A 17,377-nucleotide genomic window follows, 5' to 3' on the forward strand; every position below is an offset into this window, starting at 1 on the left:
TTTGGTTGATATTAAAGCCAACAATGAAGGAAATACAAAGCTTTTTGATTCTGAATCCTGAATAATCCCCTTAAACAAAAATTAATTCTTCCATTGAAGTACACTAAAGAACTCGAAATTACAAAGAAAGCGGCTATTGAAGCATCGAAGATCATAACTGAATATGCAGAGAGAACATCTTTTTCTATTGAATTGAAAGGGAAGAACGACCTTATTACCGATGCAGACGTTGCCTCTGAGAATAAGATCATAGAGATTCTAACCGAAGCTTTTCCGGAAGATGCAATTCTTGCGGAGGAGTCGAGTCAAAGAACAGAGTTACCCAGTGGGCGGGTTTGGATCATAGATCCCATAGATGGAACTACAAATTTTGCGCATGGTTTTCCGGCCTATTGTGTATCCATAGCACTTTGGGATAATAAAAGTCCAAAAGTAGCCTTGGTGCTGGAAGTAGCCAAGCAAGAGTTATTTACAGCATTAGAGGGAGAAGGAGCGTACCTGAACGGGAAGTCTATACATGTTTCAGGAAATAACGATCCTTCTGCGTCTTTGATAGGAACCGGGTTCCCTTACAGGGATCTGCACCTGGTGGATGATTACCTCAAGCTTTTTAAAAGATTGATGGAAAAGACTCATGGCGTCAGAAGGCCGGGAACTGCCGCCTGGGATCTGTGTAATGTTGCCTGCGGAAGATTTGAAGGATTCTATGAATACGGATTAAGTGCCTGGGATGTGGCAGCAGGATCTTTGATCATCAAAGAAGCCGGAGGTGTGGTTACTGACTGGAGGGGTGAAAGCGATTGGTTATTTGGTAAAAGGATCATTGCCGGAAATGAGGCTGTTCATGCATTTCTGGGTAAAGAGATCAGGCAATGTTTTAGCCAACAGGATTTAACACACAAAAAAAATTCAAATTGAATAAGTATCTATACTCTATGATCGAAAATTAGTGTAATTTTCTGCTGAACTAACCTCTGCAACAATGAATATTTCTATCAGAAGATCGACCATTTCTGACCTTGATCTTCTGCTTAAGCTCGAAAAAAGTGCATTTCCAATTTATCAGCAAAGCTCAAAGCGTGTATTAAGCTTAAGCTTGAGAAGTAATTTTCAACAAGTTTGGATTGCCGAGGCGGAGGGACAAGAAGATCATCATGGGGTAGGAGGTCTCGTTCTTTATATCTATAAGAGAACGGTACGAATTTTTTCTATAGTGGTAGATCCGGAGTATCAGAGCAAAGGGGTGGGAAAGAAACTTCTTGAACATGCCGAGATTCTTGCTAAACAAAGAGGAGCCGAACGGTTGTCGCTGGAAGCAAGTGTGGATAATAAGAAACTCATTGCCTGGTATAATAAGTTTGGTTTTGAATCAACAGAGCTCATGCAGGATTATTATGAAGAGGGAAGGGACGGGTTGCGAATGGTGAAGGAACTGCTGATCCCTGAGTTAAAGAACAGGTTATCCAATATTATAGTAGTTGATGATCCTGAAGAGTGGGAGTTGAATATCGAAAATGTAGAAGTGGTTTCTTCGAAAGATTACACATCCAATAAAGGCTTGTTTTCCGAGCGGTCTTTGCGCGTGTTCAATTTGTGTAACTCCTATCGGTATCAAAGCATGGGATACTATGTGTCTCTGTTAGCTTCAGCCCGAGAGCATCGGGCAATTCCAAACGTGACCACTATCAGAGACTTCAAAGATGTAAGTGTGATTCGTTCTATTGCTGATGATATTGATGAGGTTATCCAGAGTTCACTTCAGAAATGCACGGATAATAGATTTTCACTCAATGTTTATTTTGGTAAATCAACTGAACAGGAATATAAAGTCCTGACTCAGAAATTATACCAAATGTTTGAAGCTCCATTATTTCAGGTTCAGTTTGTGAAAGGCAGTAGGTGGGACATTAAAAAGATCACTCCATTAAGCCTGAGTAAAGTTGATATCTCTGACAGAGAGATCGTTCAAGAGTCTGCACGCCAATATTTTGAAGCAAAGAGATTCAAAAAGACTAAGCTTAAGAATTATACTTATCACCTTGCGATCCTTGTAGATTCCAAAGAAGAGAATCCACCTTCAAATAAAAGAGCACTTAAGAAGTTTAAAGATGCTGCTAATGAACTCAATATTTATACGGAATACATCACTAAGGAAGATTATAACAGGTTATCTGAGTTCGATGCTTTGTTTATTCGTGAAACTACCAATGTGAATAACTATACCTATCAATTTTCCAGAAAGGCGTATGCCGAAGGATTGGCGGTACTTGATGACCCATGGTCTATTTTGAGGTGTTCAAATAAGATATATCTGCATGAGCGATTGAAGGTCAATAACATTCCGGCTCCGGATACTACCGTCTTTTATAAAGGGATGGTAAAGTCGAAAGATCTGAAGCTGTTGACATATCCAATGATCCTTAAACAACCTGACAGTGCTTTTTCATTAGGAGTTACTAAAGTTAAGAGCCCCAGTGAAATGGAAGAATCATTAAATAGATTATTTAAGCATTCAGACCTGGTTATCGGGCAAGAGTTTTTACCCTCAGATTACGACTGGCGTATTGGGGTACTGGACAATAATGTATTGTTTGCCTGTAAATATTTTATGGCAAAAGGACACTGGCAGATCTATAACTGGAAGGGGCCGAAGAAAGATCAATCCGGTAATGCTGAAACGCTTTCAATTGAAGATGTGCCCTTAAAGATCCGTAAGACTGCTTTGAAGGCAGCTTCTCTGATGGGAGACGGGCTTTATGGCGTAGATCTGAAGATACTCGATGACAAGGTGTATGTCATAGAAGTAAATGATAATCCAAATATCGATGCCGGTATAGAGGATAAGATCCTGGGAAAAGATCTATACAAGAAGATTATAAGTTCTTTTATCACCAGAATTGAGATGTCCAGAAATATCGAACGTTTTGTTAGTATTGAACCCAACTGATATTTCTATCAGATCTTATTAAGCCCGTATTCAAGGTCTTTGATCAGATCTTCGACGTTCTCGATCCCTACTGAATAGCGGATGAGGCTTTCAGAAATACCAAGATGCTTTCTTTGCTCTTCCGTTAGTTCTACATGACTTGTGGTACGGGGCGGGCCTGCCAAGGTGCTCACAGAGCCCAAGCTGGCAGCAAGATGGACAAATTTCATGTTATGGAGAAGCTTTTTGACAGCTTCATATCCGCCTTTTAGCTCAAAACTTAAGACCCCTCCATATCCGGACATTTGCTTCTTAGCAATTTCATGTCCCTTATGGCTCTTCAAACCGGGATAAAAAACCTGTGCAACTTTAGGGTGTTCTTCTAAAAACCGGGCGATCTTAAGAGCACTTTCGTTTTGTCTTTGTACTCTTAGTTCTAAAGTTTTCATTCCACGTTTAACATTATAAGCTATTTCAGGAGAGAGGCTTGCACCCATTATCTCACGATATTGAAAGATCTGTTTGATCAGCTTCTTGCTTCCGCATGCCAGTCCGCACATGGTATCTGAATGTCCGCCTAAAAACTTGGTAGCACTGTGAATCACAAGATCTACTCCAAGTGTTAGTGGATTTTGGTTTATTGGGGAGGCAAAGGTGTTGTCGGAAACAACGATAGCATTCACCTTTTTGGCAGCTTTGGTAATTCTTTGAAGGTCAATAACTTTGAGCGTGGGGTTGGTGGGGCTTTCAAGGTAGACCAACTGACATCCTTTACCGATCTCTTTTTCCAGTTGTTCATGATCTTCAGTATCACATAAGGAAACATCTATATTGAATTTCGGAAGGTGTTCAAGGAAGATCTTGCTTGTACCTCCATAAGAGTCTTTAATAGAAACCACGCGGTCACCGGGTTTCAACAATGCAAAAAGCGTATTGCTTATAGCAGCCATTCCGGTTGAAAAGGAGATCGCAGCTTCCCCGTTTTCAAGAATCCGGATCTTTTCCTCCAAAACCTGAACGGTGGGATTGGTATTTCTACTGTAGATATGTCCTTCCTTATTTCCTTTGGCTACTTCATACCATTCGTCAAGGTCGTCATACGCATAGGTTACCGTATTGAATACAGGTACTGTTGAGCTTCCTTCGTGGAAGGTTTTTGTTTCTCCTGCCCAAACAGAAGTCGTTCCTTTTTGCTCCTTAGAAAAGTCCATAAACCGGAATGTTTGTTTGTTGATGATCTTCCGGCTAAAATGATGAAAGAAGACTGATAATCAAAGCATGACGCTTTAATTTTTTTGTCAGCGTTTTGGAGTGTGTTCAAAAAATACATCCATGCTTTTGAGCGGAGCGGGAGACAGGTAATACTTAAAGGGTTCTCCGAATTCAAATCCCGAAAGGTGCCCGAAATATCTGGCACGTGCTTCCAGCTGCTTAAAGTAGTTCTCAGATGAAATATAGGTTTCAGGTTCATCACCGGGTTCGCTTACATTAAACTGTGTATCAAATGCCAGGACAGCCCTCTTCTTGGTGTCCCAATGATCAGATATGTCAAATACGAAATCAGGTTCGAAAGGCCGGTCTTGCATGTAGTGCAGAATGTGAGCAGGCCGCCACGGAGATTGTTCTTTTCCATTCTTCCCAATAGTTTTGATCTTCTTTAATCCGGAATAAAAGAGTGCATCCAGTACCAAATTTGTACCTTTGGGATGATCAGGGTGTCGGTCGAAAGGAGTTCCGGTAATGCAAATATGGGGTTTAGATAACCGTATCTGCTCTATGATCTTAAGCTGATTATCTCTTGTGTTCGGAAGAAGAGAATCCCCCAGGTCTAAGTTGGCTCTGTATGAAATATCCAGGATGCCGGAGGCTTTTCTGACTTCTTCGGAACGAGTCTTTTCAGTACCGCGGGTACCCATTTCCCCTTTAGTGAGGTCAATGATCCCAACTTTTTTCCCGGAGTTGGTGAGGGCTGCAATAGTTCCCCCGCAATTCAATTCGGCATCATCAGGATGGGAGGCGAAAACAAGTACGTCTAATTTCATGATCTTTATTTTTTCCCGAAAGTAAGGAATAATTGTGGCATCAATAAAGATGAAAAGAAGTTAGATTTATTTCACTTTCAGTGTAACGAAATTTTGTTGTTCTCGTACAGGCATAAACTGATCATCTAAAAACTATTATGAGAATATTAAACAGCTTTACGGAAGGGTTTAAAATTGCCCTCAGTGCTCTTAAAACAAATAAAATACGATCCATACTTACAGCGCTTTGTATCATCATCGGAATAACTATGGTGACCATTGTTGATTCTGTGACAACCGGAATGGACATTACTTTTGAAAAAAGTATGTCGATGATGGGGCAGAATGTTGTTTATGTTGAGAAATGGCCTTGGGGAATGGGTGGCGAATACAAGTGGTGGGAGTACCGAAACCGCAAGGAAATGGAACTGGAATATGTGGATCAGATCAGAGAGTATAGCAGATATGCGAATAATGTTACTGCTGCAGCTAATAGAGGTACAAGTATTCGGTACGATGGGAAAACTGCTGAAAATGTTGGGCTCTCCGGGACTACTGCCAATTATTTAGAGATTCAAGGGTTGAATATTGCAGATGGACGAATGTTTGTTCAGGAAGAGGTCAGATCAGGGGCTAAAGTAGCTGTGATAGGGAATACTCTGAATGAATCACTATTTGAGCTGGAAAATCCGCTGGGTAAAAGAATCAGGCTTGGCGGGCAGAAATTCATAGTAGTCGGGGTGTTGGAAAAGCAAGGCAAATTCATGGGGCTTGAGGATACCGATAACAGGATCATTATTCCTATTTCCGCTTTTGGTCAGATCTATGGATTACGATCGGGGATACAAATCGGAGTACAGTTTCCGGATCAGGCTGCTCTCAGAGAGGGGGAATATGAACTTGAAGGTATTATGAGAAGGATCCGCCAGGTTGATGCTACAGAGGATAATGATTTTGCCCTGAATAAGCCGGAAGCCTTTAAACAACAGCTTGAAGGGATGAAGGCGGGAATATATGCAGTGGGTTTTATTCTTAGCGGACTCTCTTTACTGATCGGTGGTATTGGTGTAATGAATATTATGTTTGTTTCGGTTAGAGAGCGAACTAAAGAGATCGGTATCAGAAAAGCGGTTGGCGCAAAATCATGGGAGATCATGACTCAGTTCCTGCTTGAAGCAATTGCGATTTGTTTGTTGGGGGGTATAATAGGGGTAGCTCTTGCCGGAGGTCTTACTATTTTGATCAACCAGGCTTTTGTTGCAGTTATGAATGTGAGTGTGGTAGTGCTCGGTTTTAGCATATGTACCATAGTTGGAGTTGTATTTGGTTTTATACCTGCCTACAGGGCTGCAAAATCAGATCCTATTGAATCATTAAGGTTTGAGTAAAATGAGAATTAAAGAAACTACTATACAGGCCTACGATTCGTTGAAGGCTAACAAACTTCGTTCTTTCCTAACGCTTTTGGCTCTGGTTATCGGAGTGTTTTCAGTCATTGTATCAACAACGGCTGTGGCGGTTTTAGATAATTATTTCAAGAATACCATGAGTATTATGGGAACAGATGTGATCAATGTTTCCAAAACACCCTCTGTGCAGATGGGATCGCTGAGTGATGACATCCGAAACAGGAAGGATATTGATTTTACAACAGCTGAAGAGCTGGAAGAACAGATGCGAATAGGCCGGGGCATGAGTCCAAATGAGTCCTTTGGTATTGCAAAGATCTCATTTAGTGATGAAGAAACGGAACCTAATGTTCGAATTTCCGGGAGTAATGAAAATTATTTAAACAATAATTCTTATGAACTGGAGGACGGACGTAATTTTACCGGTGACGATATTCAATATGGACGAAATGTTGTTATCCTCGGCAAGGATGTTCAGAATGTATTGTTCAAGAATGAATACCCCATAGGAAAGCAAATTCGATTTGGTGGAAAACCATATACTGTTATAGGTATATTAGAAGCGAAAGGACAAATATTTGGACAGTCTTTTGATAACTTTGTTCTTATACCTTATACCACAGCCATTAACGTATATGGAGCTAATAGAAATATAAGCATTCAGGTTCGTGCTCCCGAGATCGACTTTATAGATGAAACGGTGGAAGAGATCACCGGTATATTACGTGTGATAAGGAAAGTAAATCCTGGTGAGAATAATGATTTTGAGATCTCAACCAACGAAACCTTATCAGGGACTTTTGATACCTTCACAACAGCATTATACATAGGCGGATTTGCAATAGGATTCATCACTTTACTGGGCGCAGGTATTGGCGTCATGAATATTATGCTGGTCTCCGTTTCAGAGCGTACCCGGGAAATTGGAGTTAGAAAAGCAGTAGGAGCTACCCGTAAAGCCATTGTAAGTCAGTTTCTAATGGAAGCTGTTTTTATTTGTCAGATCGGTGGTATTATTGGAATGATCTTAGGAATAGGAGTGGGTAACCTGATGGCTGTTTGGATCGAAACAGAAGCAGTGATCCCAATTTGGTCGGTAGCAGGAGGCTTTTTTGGAATGCTTATCATTGGGTTGGTATTCGGTGTTTACCCTGCTTATAAAGCATCAAAGCTGGATCCGATAGAAAGTTTACGCTACGAATAACTTTTTGCAATGGAATGATTTAAGCATCCATTGCAATTTGTTATATTAAATAAAAAAATACAGGGCATTATGAACGAAGAGATCATTCAAAATTTAAATGAAAGACTGGATAGCGCCATCGGTAAAGGACGGGAGATCCTGGAAGATGAAGAACTGCAAATCCGTTTAGAGGAGATGAAGCATCAAACTGAAGATACAATTCGTAAACATCCTATTAAATCAGTGGTTATTGGGTTAGCAGTGGGTTATATAGCAGCTAAAATTTTCACATCAGACGATTGATCCAAAATGGATGATTTAGGAAAACGAATTAAAAATGTTACTCATGAATTGAAAGATTACATCGAGACCAAGCTGGAACTCACACTATTAAATTTTGGAGATCAGGTTAGCTATTGGATCGGGAAATCTATTCAGAGTCTGGTTGGATATACTATTCTTGCCATAGGATTGATTTTCGGGATGACGGCACTTGCTATATATCTTGGAGAGGTGTTAGATGAGATGTGGGCCGGTTATGCCATTGTTGCATCACCATTTATTATCATGGGTTTGATATTGGTAATCCTTAAGCCCAAGGCTATAGTCAGATCTATTCAAAACCAGATATTAGCCGAGTTCATCAATTCATTGGATGAAGAAGACCCAATTAAAGAACTCCCTTCAAAAGAAAATTCAAAAAAAGAACATAATTGAAATGTCTGAAGTCAAACTATCGAATTTAGAGAGAAAGAAAAAAGAACTTGAAGAAGAATTGGTCCGGATACAAAACGGAATAGACAAGTCTATTGATGATGTGAAAGAGGGTGTGTCTTCGAACATGGATCCTAAAAATGTAATACGTAAGTATCCTTTACCAATTGTAGGAGCGTCTTTAGTTGCTGGGTTTTTATTGGGTAGAGAGCGCAAGTATTCTAATCGAATATCATCAAAGGAAAGTAATACCGGTAATAGTTTTTCCGACTCCGGTATTTCAAGAGAACTGAAACGTATCATTGCTAAGAAAGGGCTCAGCCTTCTAATGGATTATCTGGACGATAAAGTAGCTTCGTTGAAAGAAAAGAAAGCCTCTTCAGGCAATTGATTTTACAATTCTTTAGTTCCTACCTGTAAAAGGATATAAAAATCGAAAATAGGCCAACTATTATGTAACTATTTTCGTCCACTATCGTGTACCAACCCGTTAATACCAAAACGAATATTAATCATGAAAAGATATATATCATCCTCACTTGTTTTTGCTGTATTCCTATTTGCAAGTTCTGCCCTTGCTCAAGAACAACGCACTATTACTTTACAAGAAGCAATAGAAATAGCGCTTGAGAATAACTATCAGCTTAAACAAGCAAGAAACAACTTAGATCTGGCAGATCATCAAATCAGAAGTGAATATGCAGATTTCCTTCCTTCAGTAAATGGGAATTTAAGTGGTTCGAGAAGAACAGGACAGCAGTTTATCTCTGACCGTTTCAGTGAAGGGTTGGATCCTTTTGTTGATATTACCTCACAATCAATCTCCGGTAACCTGAGTGCAAATATTCCGCTGTTTAACGGGTTTGAGAATATAAATTCACTCCGTGCCAGTGAACAATCGAAGATATCTGATGAGGAAAGCCTACGAAGATCAAGGGAGCAGGTGATATTTAATACGGCCTCAAATTACCTTCAGGTTTTATTAGACATGGAGTTGCTTGAAATAAGAAGAGAGAATTTAGAAAATTCCCAAAAACAATTAGAGCAGGTTCAGGCACAGGTTGAAGTAGGGTCACGACCAACGGTAGATCTCTACAATCAAGAAGCTCAGGTAGCCAATGAAGAGTTACTTTTAACCCAGCAAGAGAATTCGCTTAAGTTCAGTAAGATCCTTTTGGTACGGCAGTTGCAAATAGACCCGATGGGCGATTATCAGTTTACAGTGCCTGAAATGGAATCAGAAATTAATACTGAAGTTTTAGAAAGTTATTCCTTAAGTGAATTAATAGATCAGGCTTTGCTAAACCGTTCGGATCTCAAAAGTACAATAGCAGATATACGATCACTTGAATATCAGCTTCAAATTGCGAAGAATAACTTGCTTCCGTCAGTTTCTGCGAATGCCGGTCTGTCTACTTCTTATAGTGATCAGTATTCACTTTTAGGAGAAAGTGTAGCCTTCAGTGATCAGTTTTTTGACCAAAGGATAAACCGTTCTTTTGGCTTTTCAGTAAGCATACCAATATTCCAGAACTGGAACAGAATGTATAATATAGAGTCTTCCAAAGTTCAGCTTAAGAATGCTGAATTGAATCTTGATAATTCAAGGCTTCAGGTAATTCAGGAAGTAACACAGGCATACAATGACTATACCTCTTATCAAAAACAGCTTTCAGCTTCAGAGAAATCATTGATAGCCAGTGAAAGAGCTTTTGAGACTCAGCAAGAACGGTACAATGTCGGTTCAAGTACATTGATAGAGCTTAGCCAGGCACAAGCAAGTTATGTTGAAGCTCAGTCTAACTACACACAGGCAACGTATAATCTCATATTTCAAGAAAAACTACTGGATTACTACTTAGGGAAGCTAAGCGGTGACAGTATCGAATTTTAGAACAGACTCATAACAAGGATAGGTATATGGATACGAAAAAATCATCAAGCAAAAAGACACTTCTTTGGGTTGGGGGTGTTTTAGGGGTAATCATCGCATTGGGGCTTGTTCTTCGGGTCACAGGTATAATAGGAACTGAAGATACCGGGAAGGAGGTTGAAACAGCCACTGCCAAATTGAAGACCATAACGCAATTGGTTTCAGCATCCGGTAAAGTACAACCGGAGATCGAAGTTATAATCCGACCTGATGTTTCAGGAGAGATCATTGAGCTTGCAGTTAATGAAGGGGATTTTGTTCGTGAAGGTGATCTTCTTGTTCGTATCAAACCCGATATATATCAGGCTCAAATCGACAACCTAAATGCAGCATTGCTCACTCAGAAAGCAAGACTTGAACAAACTCGTGCAGCTCTTATCCGGGCAGAGGCAGCCTATAAGAGAGACAAAACCTTGTATGAGAAAGATCTGATATCAGAAATGGAGTACATACAGTCCAAGTCTGAATTTGATTCCCAAACAGCAAGTCTTAATGCAGCAAGGTATCAGATCCAAAGTGCTGAGGCTCAGTTGCGACAGGCAAAGGAAGAGCTTGAGCAAACTGTGATAAGAGCTCCACAAAACGGAACCGTTACAGGTTTGGCTGTTGAAGAAGGAGAACGTGTGTTAGGGAACGCACAAATGGCAGGAACCGAGATGATGAGAGTTTCCTTATTAGACCGTATGGAAGTATTGGTCGAAGTAAATGAAAATGATATTGTGAATGTGAATTATGCTGATACTGCAAGAATTGAAGTGGACGCATATCCAGAGCGTAACTTCAACGGAGTAGTTACTGAAATTGCAAATTCCGCACGTGTTACCGGCAGTGGTACCAATGAGCAGGTTACCAATTATCAGGTTAAAGTCCGGATTGTAACACCACATAATTTGGATAGCAGCGCCGAGCAAATGGTTCGGACAGAAACCTCTGAAGATCCTGAGCAAATGTTTGTACCGAACTTCAGACCCGGAATGTCTGCAACAGTAGATGTTGAGACACAAACGGCAGTCAATGTAGTTTCAGTACCTATTCAGGCAGTTACCGTCCGTGATTTTGCCGAAGACCGTTCCTCTGAGAACGCACAATCAGATTCAGCAGAGATAGTGCTGGCAAGTAGTCAGGATGAAGGTCTTATGATCCAGGAAGAAGATATCCGAAAAGTGGTTTTTGTAATTGAGGATGGAAAAGCGGTACGTCGAGAAGTTGAAACCGGTATCAGCGATAATTCTCATATCCAGATACTTTCAGGTTTGGAGGCAGGAGAAGAAGTTGTGATCGGCAGTTACAGAACACTTTCAAACAGCCTTAATGACGGCGACAAAGTAAAAGTAAATAACAAATTAGCAGCTTTAAATTAATTACCCATGACTAAGAAACCGGTCATCCAGATCACTGATCTTACGAAAGTGTATCAAATGGGACACACGGAGGTGCATGCACTTGCAGGTGTCAGTTTTGATGTGAAGGAAAACGAATATATAGCCATCATGGGACCCTCGGGCTCAGGTAAATCAACATTAATGAATATGATAGGTTGCCTGGATACCCCGACTTCCGGAGAATATATTCTAAACAATAACCGGGTAAGTGAGATGGATGATGCCGAACTTGCTGAGGTTCGGAATCGTGAAATTGGATTCGTTTTTCAAACCTTCAATTTACTTCCAAGAACTTCTTGTCTTGCCAATGCAGAGCTCCCGTTGATCTATGCGGGCATGAAATCTGCTGAGCGAAAAGAACGTGCTAAAGAAGTACTTACAAAAGTTGGATTGGGAGACAGGGTAGATCATAAGCCAAATGAATTGTCAGGCGGTCAACGCCAGCGTGTGGCCATTGCGAGAGCATTGGTGAATAACCCCTCCATTTTGTTAGCAGATGAGCCTACAGGAAACCTCGACACTAAGACAGGGGAAGAGATCATGTTGCTGTTTGAAGAACTTTACAGACAAGGGAATACGATCATTGTTGTGACTCACGAGCAGGAGATCGCAGATCACGCTCGTCGTATAGTACGACTCAGAGATGGACTCATAGAAACAGATCAAGTGGTTGAGAATCCAATACTGGCCGGATATCAGTTTGCTTAAGAATACCATGAACTAATTTAGCAGAAATAAAAAAGGCGCTCATTGAGCGCCTTTTTTATTATATCAAGTATAGTATTTATTATCTGAAGCTAATTCCAAATCCTACATTAAATGAAGAGTAGTTGGATAATGTATAACTGGCGGAAATTTGGAAAATAGCTAGTTTAATTCTTGTACCGGCAAATGCACGAAATGAATTGTCACCTTCTATTTCAATGTCAACAGGAGAGTCGACCCGTTCAATTGCTTTTGGGAACCCAAAAGAAGGATCGCCGATATTATTATAATTTTCGTTCGGAACGGTAATAGGATATGAACCTGGCGAGGTTATGGTAGTAGTTGAACTTTCAAGACCAACGCCTCCGTAAACAGATATTATTGGTAGTGTTTTACCTACTATAGCATTAAAAGTTGTTGCTGAAGTTTCTAATTCAATTCCCTGTCCTTCCCACGTAGAAGGTTGGTTCTCATATTGGTTATATGTATCAGGGTCATCTTGAGGTTGTACGTCAAAACCTGCATTGGAATCAAAGGTAGTATATCCGAACTGAACCGAAATATCTACAGGAAGAGCACTACCTCCTGGAAGCCATTGGTTAACTCCGTGCTTAACCCCAATACCAAATAAACCAACAGAACCATCAATAGGGTCGATATCTGTTTCCGGAACATATCGAACGGTAATGTCAGTGTCTTTTATGATACCAAGGCTTGCTTGTATCATTGGTGAAGGAACATATGGGAATCCTGTTCCGCCTGGTATAAAAAAGCTCGTTAATGTTTCTTCTTGGCTGGTTTGGGGGTTTGTATAGGTGATCCCCATTTCAGTATTTGAAGATTCGTTTCCGCTAATGGTAGGGGCTTCAGGGCTTCCTGATATCAATTCAAGTTCATCGAAAGTAAGATCATTGACGTTGAAAGATTGACCTGAACTGGGGACAATGGCTGCCGCTACGTTAATGCTAAGATCAAACCCAAGTGTTTTATGAGTTTGTGCGGTATTGAACCATCCTGTATTCAGATTGGCTCCAAATCCTTTACCAAAAGGGGATATATAGCTTTTCATTAAGGTATTCGCATCATCAGCTCCGGCTCTTAGAATTGCACCTGCATCATCGAGCTGCGCATAGGAAGTTCCGACTGTAGTAAAACTTATGACAGTAATAACACATAAGCTTTTTATTAATTTTTTGTATCTGTTAAGCATTTGTACTCCTTGATTGTTGTTTAATGTTATGTTCTAATGTGTGGATAATTTTTGAGATAGGGAATACCAAATTTAAGAGGCAAATACCATTTTTAAAGTGAATCAAGCATATTCAGGTAAGACTGATACCTGCTTGCTGCGATTTCACCTCGTTCAAAAGCTTCAGCTACACCACATTTTGGCTCGTGAGCATGGGTGCAATTACTGAATTGGCAATGTTGTCTGGGTTCGAGCATTTCAGGGAAGAAAAGCGACAGTTCCCACGGTTGAATATTAACGAGCCCAAATTCACGAATACCGGGAGTATCTGCAATGTAGCCTCCAAAGCTAAGTGGGATGAGCCGGGCAAAAGTAGTGGTGTGTTTCCCCTTGTTTGAAAAATCAGAAACCTCATTGACCTTAAGATCAAAGGAGGGATCAATGGCATTTATTAAACTGGTTTTACCAACACCTGAAGGGCCGATAAAAGCAGAAGTTACTTCTTTCAGAAGCTCCTTAAGTTTTTTTAGTGATTCTTCATCTTGGATACTGGTAGTTAAAAATTCATAGCCCAGTTCGGTATAGAGTTCTCTGAGTTCTTCTGCAAAAGCTTTTCCACCGCTTTTGGCCAGGTCCATTTTATTAATGATAATCACAGGCTTAACTTCATAAGCTTCACAAGTAACTAAAAACCGATCGATGAAGCCCTCTTTAACCCTTGGTTTTTTAATGGATTGTACGACACAAGCCTGATCTAAATTAGAAACAAGGATCTGTTCCCCCTTTTTACTGTGCGTTGCCTGTCGGGTGATATAATTTTCGCGTGGATGGATCTTTTCAATGCTCCCTGACGCATCGTCATTTATGACGATATCTACCAGATCTCCCACGGCGATAGGATTGGTTACTTGTTTATTTTCAAGCCGAAAGCGTCCCGGAAGTCGGGATTCTACAACTTTTTCTCCGGTATCTATGAGATACCAGCTTCCGGTGGATTGTATGACACGTCCTTTTTGCATGCGCCAAAAATACGGAAGAAGTGGGGATTAACAAGGATATATTAAGAACTTTACAGATCACTAAGAATGTTATGATTTCATAGTAATGCTCTCTAAGTTCTGACTATGAAATTTATCTATGCCATTTTCAGGTTTTACATACATAGCAGCATTCATGTGGGTTTAGCAGTAACATGTCTTGCGGTGGTAACAGTCTTTGAATTCGGCTTTGTACCTGAACCCACATTGCTGCTGTTTATCTTCTTTGGGACCATTGTTGGATATAATTTTGTAAAGTATGCAGGCATATCCAATCATCATAACCTGAATATCACACCTCATATCAACCTGATAAGGGGTTTTTCTATCTTGTGTGTGTCAGGAGCAGGGTATTTTGGCTTAATGCTTCCAATGGAAGTACTTATCATGGCCGGTGTCTTTGGGGTATTAACACTTTTGTACGCTATTCCCTTGTATAAAAGCAGAAATCTTAGAAGCCTGTATGGCATTAAGATCTTTATCATAGCTATAGTTTGGATAGGGGTATCAGTTTTGCTCCCTCTCGAATATCATAACCTAAATTTCAGGCCAAAGGTATTTTATCAATGTCTGGAGATCTTTTTCTTTGTAATAGCATTGACACTTCCTTTTGAGATCAGGGATTTGAAACATGATAAAACGGATTTGGGGACACTTCCCCAAAAACTTGGAGTTTCAAAAACGAAATGGCTGGGCGTGATACTTCTGGTTATTTCAGGAATTATAGCCATCAATCAAACTTATCTGGCTGATGCACATTTATATGCAAGCCTGATCACTTTTGGTTTGACCTTGGTATTGCTGATGGGAGCAAGAGAAGAGCAGGGGGAGTTTTACGCTTCATTCTTTGTGGAAAGTATGCCGATCGTGTGGTTATTCCTTATGCTATGGCTATAAATGAGATCTCACAATTGTACTAATCTCTTAGCTTCAGTTTAGCCACAGCTTCAATGTGGTAGGTTTGAGGAAACATATCTACCGGCTGAACTTCTTCAATTTCGTACACTGAATTTAATTCCTTAAGATCTCTGGCCATGGTAGAACTGTTACAACTCACATACACAATTCTGGGTACTTTCAGCTCGCACAACCGTTCTACTACATCGGGGTGCATTCCTGCTCTCGGGGGATCAGTAATAAGCACATTTGGAGCACCGTATTCATTGACAACATCCTGAGTAAACACATCTTTCATATCTCCTTTTATGAAAGAGACATTCTCCACTCCATTCTCTTTAGCATTAAATTTTGCGTTCTTAACCGCTACATCAACAAGCTCTATTCCGAGAACATGTTTAGCGGGCTTGCTCATAAATAAACTCAAGGTTCCTACTCCGCAATATAGATCATATACAATATCGCCATCTTTTAATTCGGCGTAATTGCGGGCAATCTCATAGAGTGTTTCAGCCTGAGCTGTATTAGTTTGAAAGAATGCATTAGGGTGTATTTTGAAGGTGAAATCGCCGATCTTATCTACAATAAATCCGGGGCCGTACAGTACATGCTGAAACCTTCCAACTGCTGTAGGACTCTTGGTGTCATTCACATTATTTACAACGGTAGTGATGAATTGAAACTCTTTCAATAAAGCCTCACTCATTTTATTCATGATGCCCTGATCGTCCTTGTAGGTTACCAGGTTTACCATAAAATCATCGGTGTGATGAGAATTACGGATCATAACATGCCGCATAAAACCGGAATCCTCAAACGTATCGTAAGGAGTGATTCCATGCTCAATGCAGTAGTTTCGCACGAAATCTAAGATCTCAAATGATTCCGGTACCTGGAGGTGACATTCTTTCAAGTTCAGGATCTTATCAAACCTGCCGGGAGCATGGAGCCCAGCAGCAAAAGCAGAGTCATCCACATATTCGTCGCTCTGAATTTCCTCCTCGGTCAACCACCTTCGCGAACTTATACTGTATTCCATTTTATTTCGGTAGTAAAATTCTTTCTCAGCACCTACACCGGGTTTAACAATGGAATCATTCAGGTGACCAATACGGCTTATGTGATCACGAACTTGTTGTGTTTTATACTCAAGCTGTTTTTCATAAGGTATATGCTGCCAGCTGCAACCTCCGCAAACGCTCGCATGTCTGCACTTTGGTTCAATTCGATGAGGGCTTGGTTCGAGGATCTCAAGGAGTTTGGCCTCGCGGTGCTTTTTCTTCTTTTTGATGATCCGGGCCTTTACTTTATCACCCGGCGTTGTATTCGGTACAAAAACGGCAAGACCGTCAACCTTAGCTAATCCTTTTCCCTTAAATGCAGCGTTAATAATATCTAATTCTACTACCTGACCTTTTTTTAGCGCCATAATCTATGCGGATTCCTCGCGACTTTCTTCGTAATACGTTTTAAATTGAATATTCAATGCCACTTGTTCACTGGCCAATTCTGCCAGTTTCTTAGATGTTGTTTCAAGTTGGCGAAGTGCAATATTAGTAAGTGTTTGTAAAAATTTAACAGCTATTTGTGGGTGCCGGTCTCTCAGTACTTCGAAATCAGGCTTAAAGAATCCCAGCAGATCACAATCGGTCATACATTTAGCCGAAGATTTTCGCCGGAGATTATACCCGATAGAAAGTGCACCGAAGCTATCCGGTGATTTTAGTTCCAGTTGAGAGATGATCTCATCAGGAGTTTCCTGATCAGGTGTACCTATAGTAAGCTGAATGTTTCCGCTTTCAATGAAGTACATACCTGTACCCGGGTCATTTTTATAGAATACATACTCGCCTTCTTTATAACTGCGGCGATGGCAAAGTTGCAAGAACTCATAGCGTTCAGCAGGATTCAGATTAGCCAAGAAAGTTGACTTAAAAACAATATTAGACTGGTCTTTTAGATGTTTTAATTTATCAAACAT

17 protein-coding genes are annotated in these 17,377 nt (G+C 40.4%); 11 read left to right on the plus strand and 6 right to left on the minus strand.

The annotated features are described in order from the left end of the window. The first annotated feature begins 93 nt into the window (after nucleotides 1–93). Nucleotides 94–918, plus strand: a complete 825-nt coding sequence (locus ACFSVN_RS06395) for an inositol monophosphatase family protein (RefSeq protein ID WP_390300194.1) — start codon at nucleotides 94–96, stop codon at nucleotides 916–918. Nucleotides 919–982: 64 nt separating this feature from the next. Next, nucleotides 983–2,947, plus strand: coding sequence for a GNAT family N-acetyltransferase (locus ACFSVN_RS06400; protein ID WP_390300196.1), 1,965 nt, complete (start codon nucleotides 983–985; stop codon nucleotides 2,945–2,947). Between the two features lie 8 nt (nucleotides 2,948–2,955). Here ACFSVN_RS06400 and ACFSVN_RS06405 read toward each other — a convergent pair whose 3' ends face one another. Together ACFSVN_RS06405 and bshB1 are read right to left on the minus strand one after the other, a co-directional pair. Then, entirely contained in the window at nucleotides 2,956–4,137 is a 1,182-nt protein-coding gene (locus tag ACFSVN_RS06405; RefSeq protein ID WP_390300198.1) for a cystathionine gamma-synthase family protein, read from the minus strand. Between the two features lie 87 nt (nucleotides 4,138–4,224). Continuing rightward, the gene (gene bshB1 / locus ACFSVN_RS06410; protein ID WP_390300200.1) at nucleotides 4,225–4,968 is read right to left on the minus strand and encodes a bacillithiol biosynthesis deacetylase BshB1; all 744 of its coding nucleotides are present in this window, start codon (nucleotides 4,966–4,968) and stop codon (nucleotides 4,225–4,227) included. A gap of 137 nt (nucleotides 4,969–5,105) precedes the next feature. On the opposite strand from bshB1, the gene ACFSVN_RS06415 reads away from it, so the two are divergent. The 8 genes from ACFSVN_RS06415 to ACFSVN_RS06450 all read left to right on the plus strand — a co-directional run bounded on the left by ACFSVN_RS06415 (nucleotide 5,106) and on the right by ACFSVN_RS06450 (nucleotide 12,276). After that, nucleotides 5,106–6,335, plus strand: coding sequence for an ABC transporter permease (locus ACFSVN_RS06415; RefSeq protein WP_390300202.1), 1,230 nt, complete (start codon nucleotides 5,106–5,108; stop codon nucleotides 6,333–6,335). A 1-nt stretch (nucleotide 6,336) separates the two neighbouring features. Further along, entirely contained in the window at nucleotides 6,337–7,560 is a 1,224-nt protein-coding gene (locus tag ACFSVN_RS06420; RefSeq protein WP_390300204.1) for an ABC transporter permease, read from the plus strand. A gap of 69 nt (nucleotides 7,561–7,629) precedes the next feature. Beyond that, nucleotides 7,630–7,842 carry a hypothetical protein gene (locus ACFSVN_RS06425; protein ID WP_390300206.1) on the plus strand — a complete coding sequence of 71 codons (213 nt, stop codon included), beginning with the start codon at nucleotides 7,630–7,632 and terminating at the stop codon, nucleotides 7,840–7,842. A gap of 6 nt (nucleotides 7,843–7,848) precedes the next feature. Further along, entirely contained in the window at nucleotides 7,849–8,256 is a 408-nt protein-coding gene (locus tag ACFSVN_RS06430) for a phage holin family protein (RefSeq protein WP_390300208.1), read from the plus strand. A gap of 1 nt (nucleotide 8,257) precedes the next feature. After that, nucleotides 8,258–8,644, plus strand: a complete 387-nt coding sequence (locus ACFSVN_RS06435) for a hypothetical protein (protein WP_390300210.1) — start codon at nucleotides 8,258–8,260, stop codon at nucleotides 8,642–8,644. A 123-nt stretch (nucleotides 8,645–8,767) separates the two neighbouring features. After that, nucleotides 8,768–10,147: a TolC family protein gene (locus tag ACFSVN_RS06440; protein WP_390300212.1), complete on the plus strand. Its 1,380-nt coding sequence runs from the start codon at nucleotides 8,768–8,770 to the stop codon at nucleotides 10,145–10,147. Nucleotides 10,148–10,173: 26 nt separating this feature from the next. Then, entirely contained in the window at nucleotides 10,174–11,547 is a 1,374-nt protein-coding gene (locus tag ACFSVN_RS06445; protein ID WP_390300214.1) for an efflux RND transporter periplasmic adaptor subunit, read from the plus strand. A 6-nt stretch (nucleotides 11,548–11,553) separates the two neighbouring features. Further along, nucleotides 11,554–12,276: an ABC transporter ATP-binding protein gene (locus ACFSVN_RS06450; protein WP_390300216.1), complete on the plus strand. Its 723-nt coding sequence runs from the start codon at nucleotides 11,554–11,556 to the stop codon at nucleotides 12,274–12,276. Nucleotides 12,277–12,355: 79 nt separating this feature from the next. On the opposite strand, the gene ACFSVN_RS06455 is transcribed toward ACFSVN_RS06450, so the two are convergent. Together ACFSVN_RS06455 and rsgA are read right to left on the minus strand one after the other, a co-directional pair. After that, nucleotides 12,356–13,483 (minus strand): DUF6588 family protein, encoded by a 1,128-nt coding sequence (locus tag ACFSVN_RS06455; protein WP_390300218.1) that lies wholly within the window; start codon nucleotides 13,481–13,483, stop codon nucleotides 12,356–12,358. Between the two features lie 92 nt (nucleotides 13,484–13,575). Next, the gene (gene rsgA / locus ACFSVN_RS06460; protein WP_390300220.1) at nucleotides 13,576–14,481 is read right to left on the minus strand and encodes a ribosome small subunit-dependent GTPase A; all 906 of its coding nucleotides are present in this window, start codon (nucleotides 14,479–14,481) and stop codon (nucleotides 13,576–13,578) included. A 105-nt stretch (nucleotides 14,482–14,586) separates the two neighbouring features. Between rsgA and ACFSVN_RS06465 the strand changes: the two genes are divergently transcribed. Beyond that, nucleotides 14,587–15,396 (plus strand): UbiA prenyltransferase family protein, encoded by an 810-nt coding sequence (locus ACFSVN_RS06465; RefSeq protein WP_390300222.1) that lies wholly within the window; start codon nucleotides 14,587–14,589, stop codon nucleotides 15,394–15,396. Between the two features lie 19 nt (nucleotides 15,397–15,415). Here ACFSVN_RS06465 and rlmD read toward each other — a convergent pair whose 3' ends face one another. Together rlmD and ACFSVN_RS06475 are read right to left on the minus strand one after the other, a co-directional pair. After that, complete coding sequence (rlmD, locus tag ACFSVN_RS06470; RefSeq protein WP_390300224.1) at nucleotides 15,416–16,825, minus strand: 23S rRNA (uracil(1939)-C(5))-methyltransferase RlmD; 1,410 nt, start codon at nucleotides 16,823–16,825, stop codon at nucleotides 15,416–15,418. Between the two features lie 3 nt (nucleotides 16,826–16,828). Then, on the minus strand, nucleotides 16,829–17,377 hold the full coding sequence (locus ACFSVN_RS06475; RefSeq protein WP_390300226.1) for a cyclic nucleotide-binding domain-containing protein: 549 nt from the start codon (nucleotides 17,375–17,377) through the stop codon (nucleotides 16,829–16,831).

This window comes from Gracilimonas halophila, from assembly GCF_042684365.1.
Taxonomy (GTDB): Bacteria; Bacteroidota; Rhodothermia; order Balneolales; family Balneolaceae; genus Gracilimonas; species Gracilimonas halophila.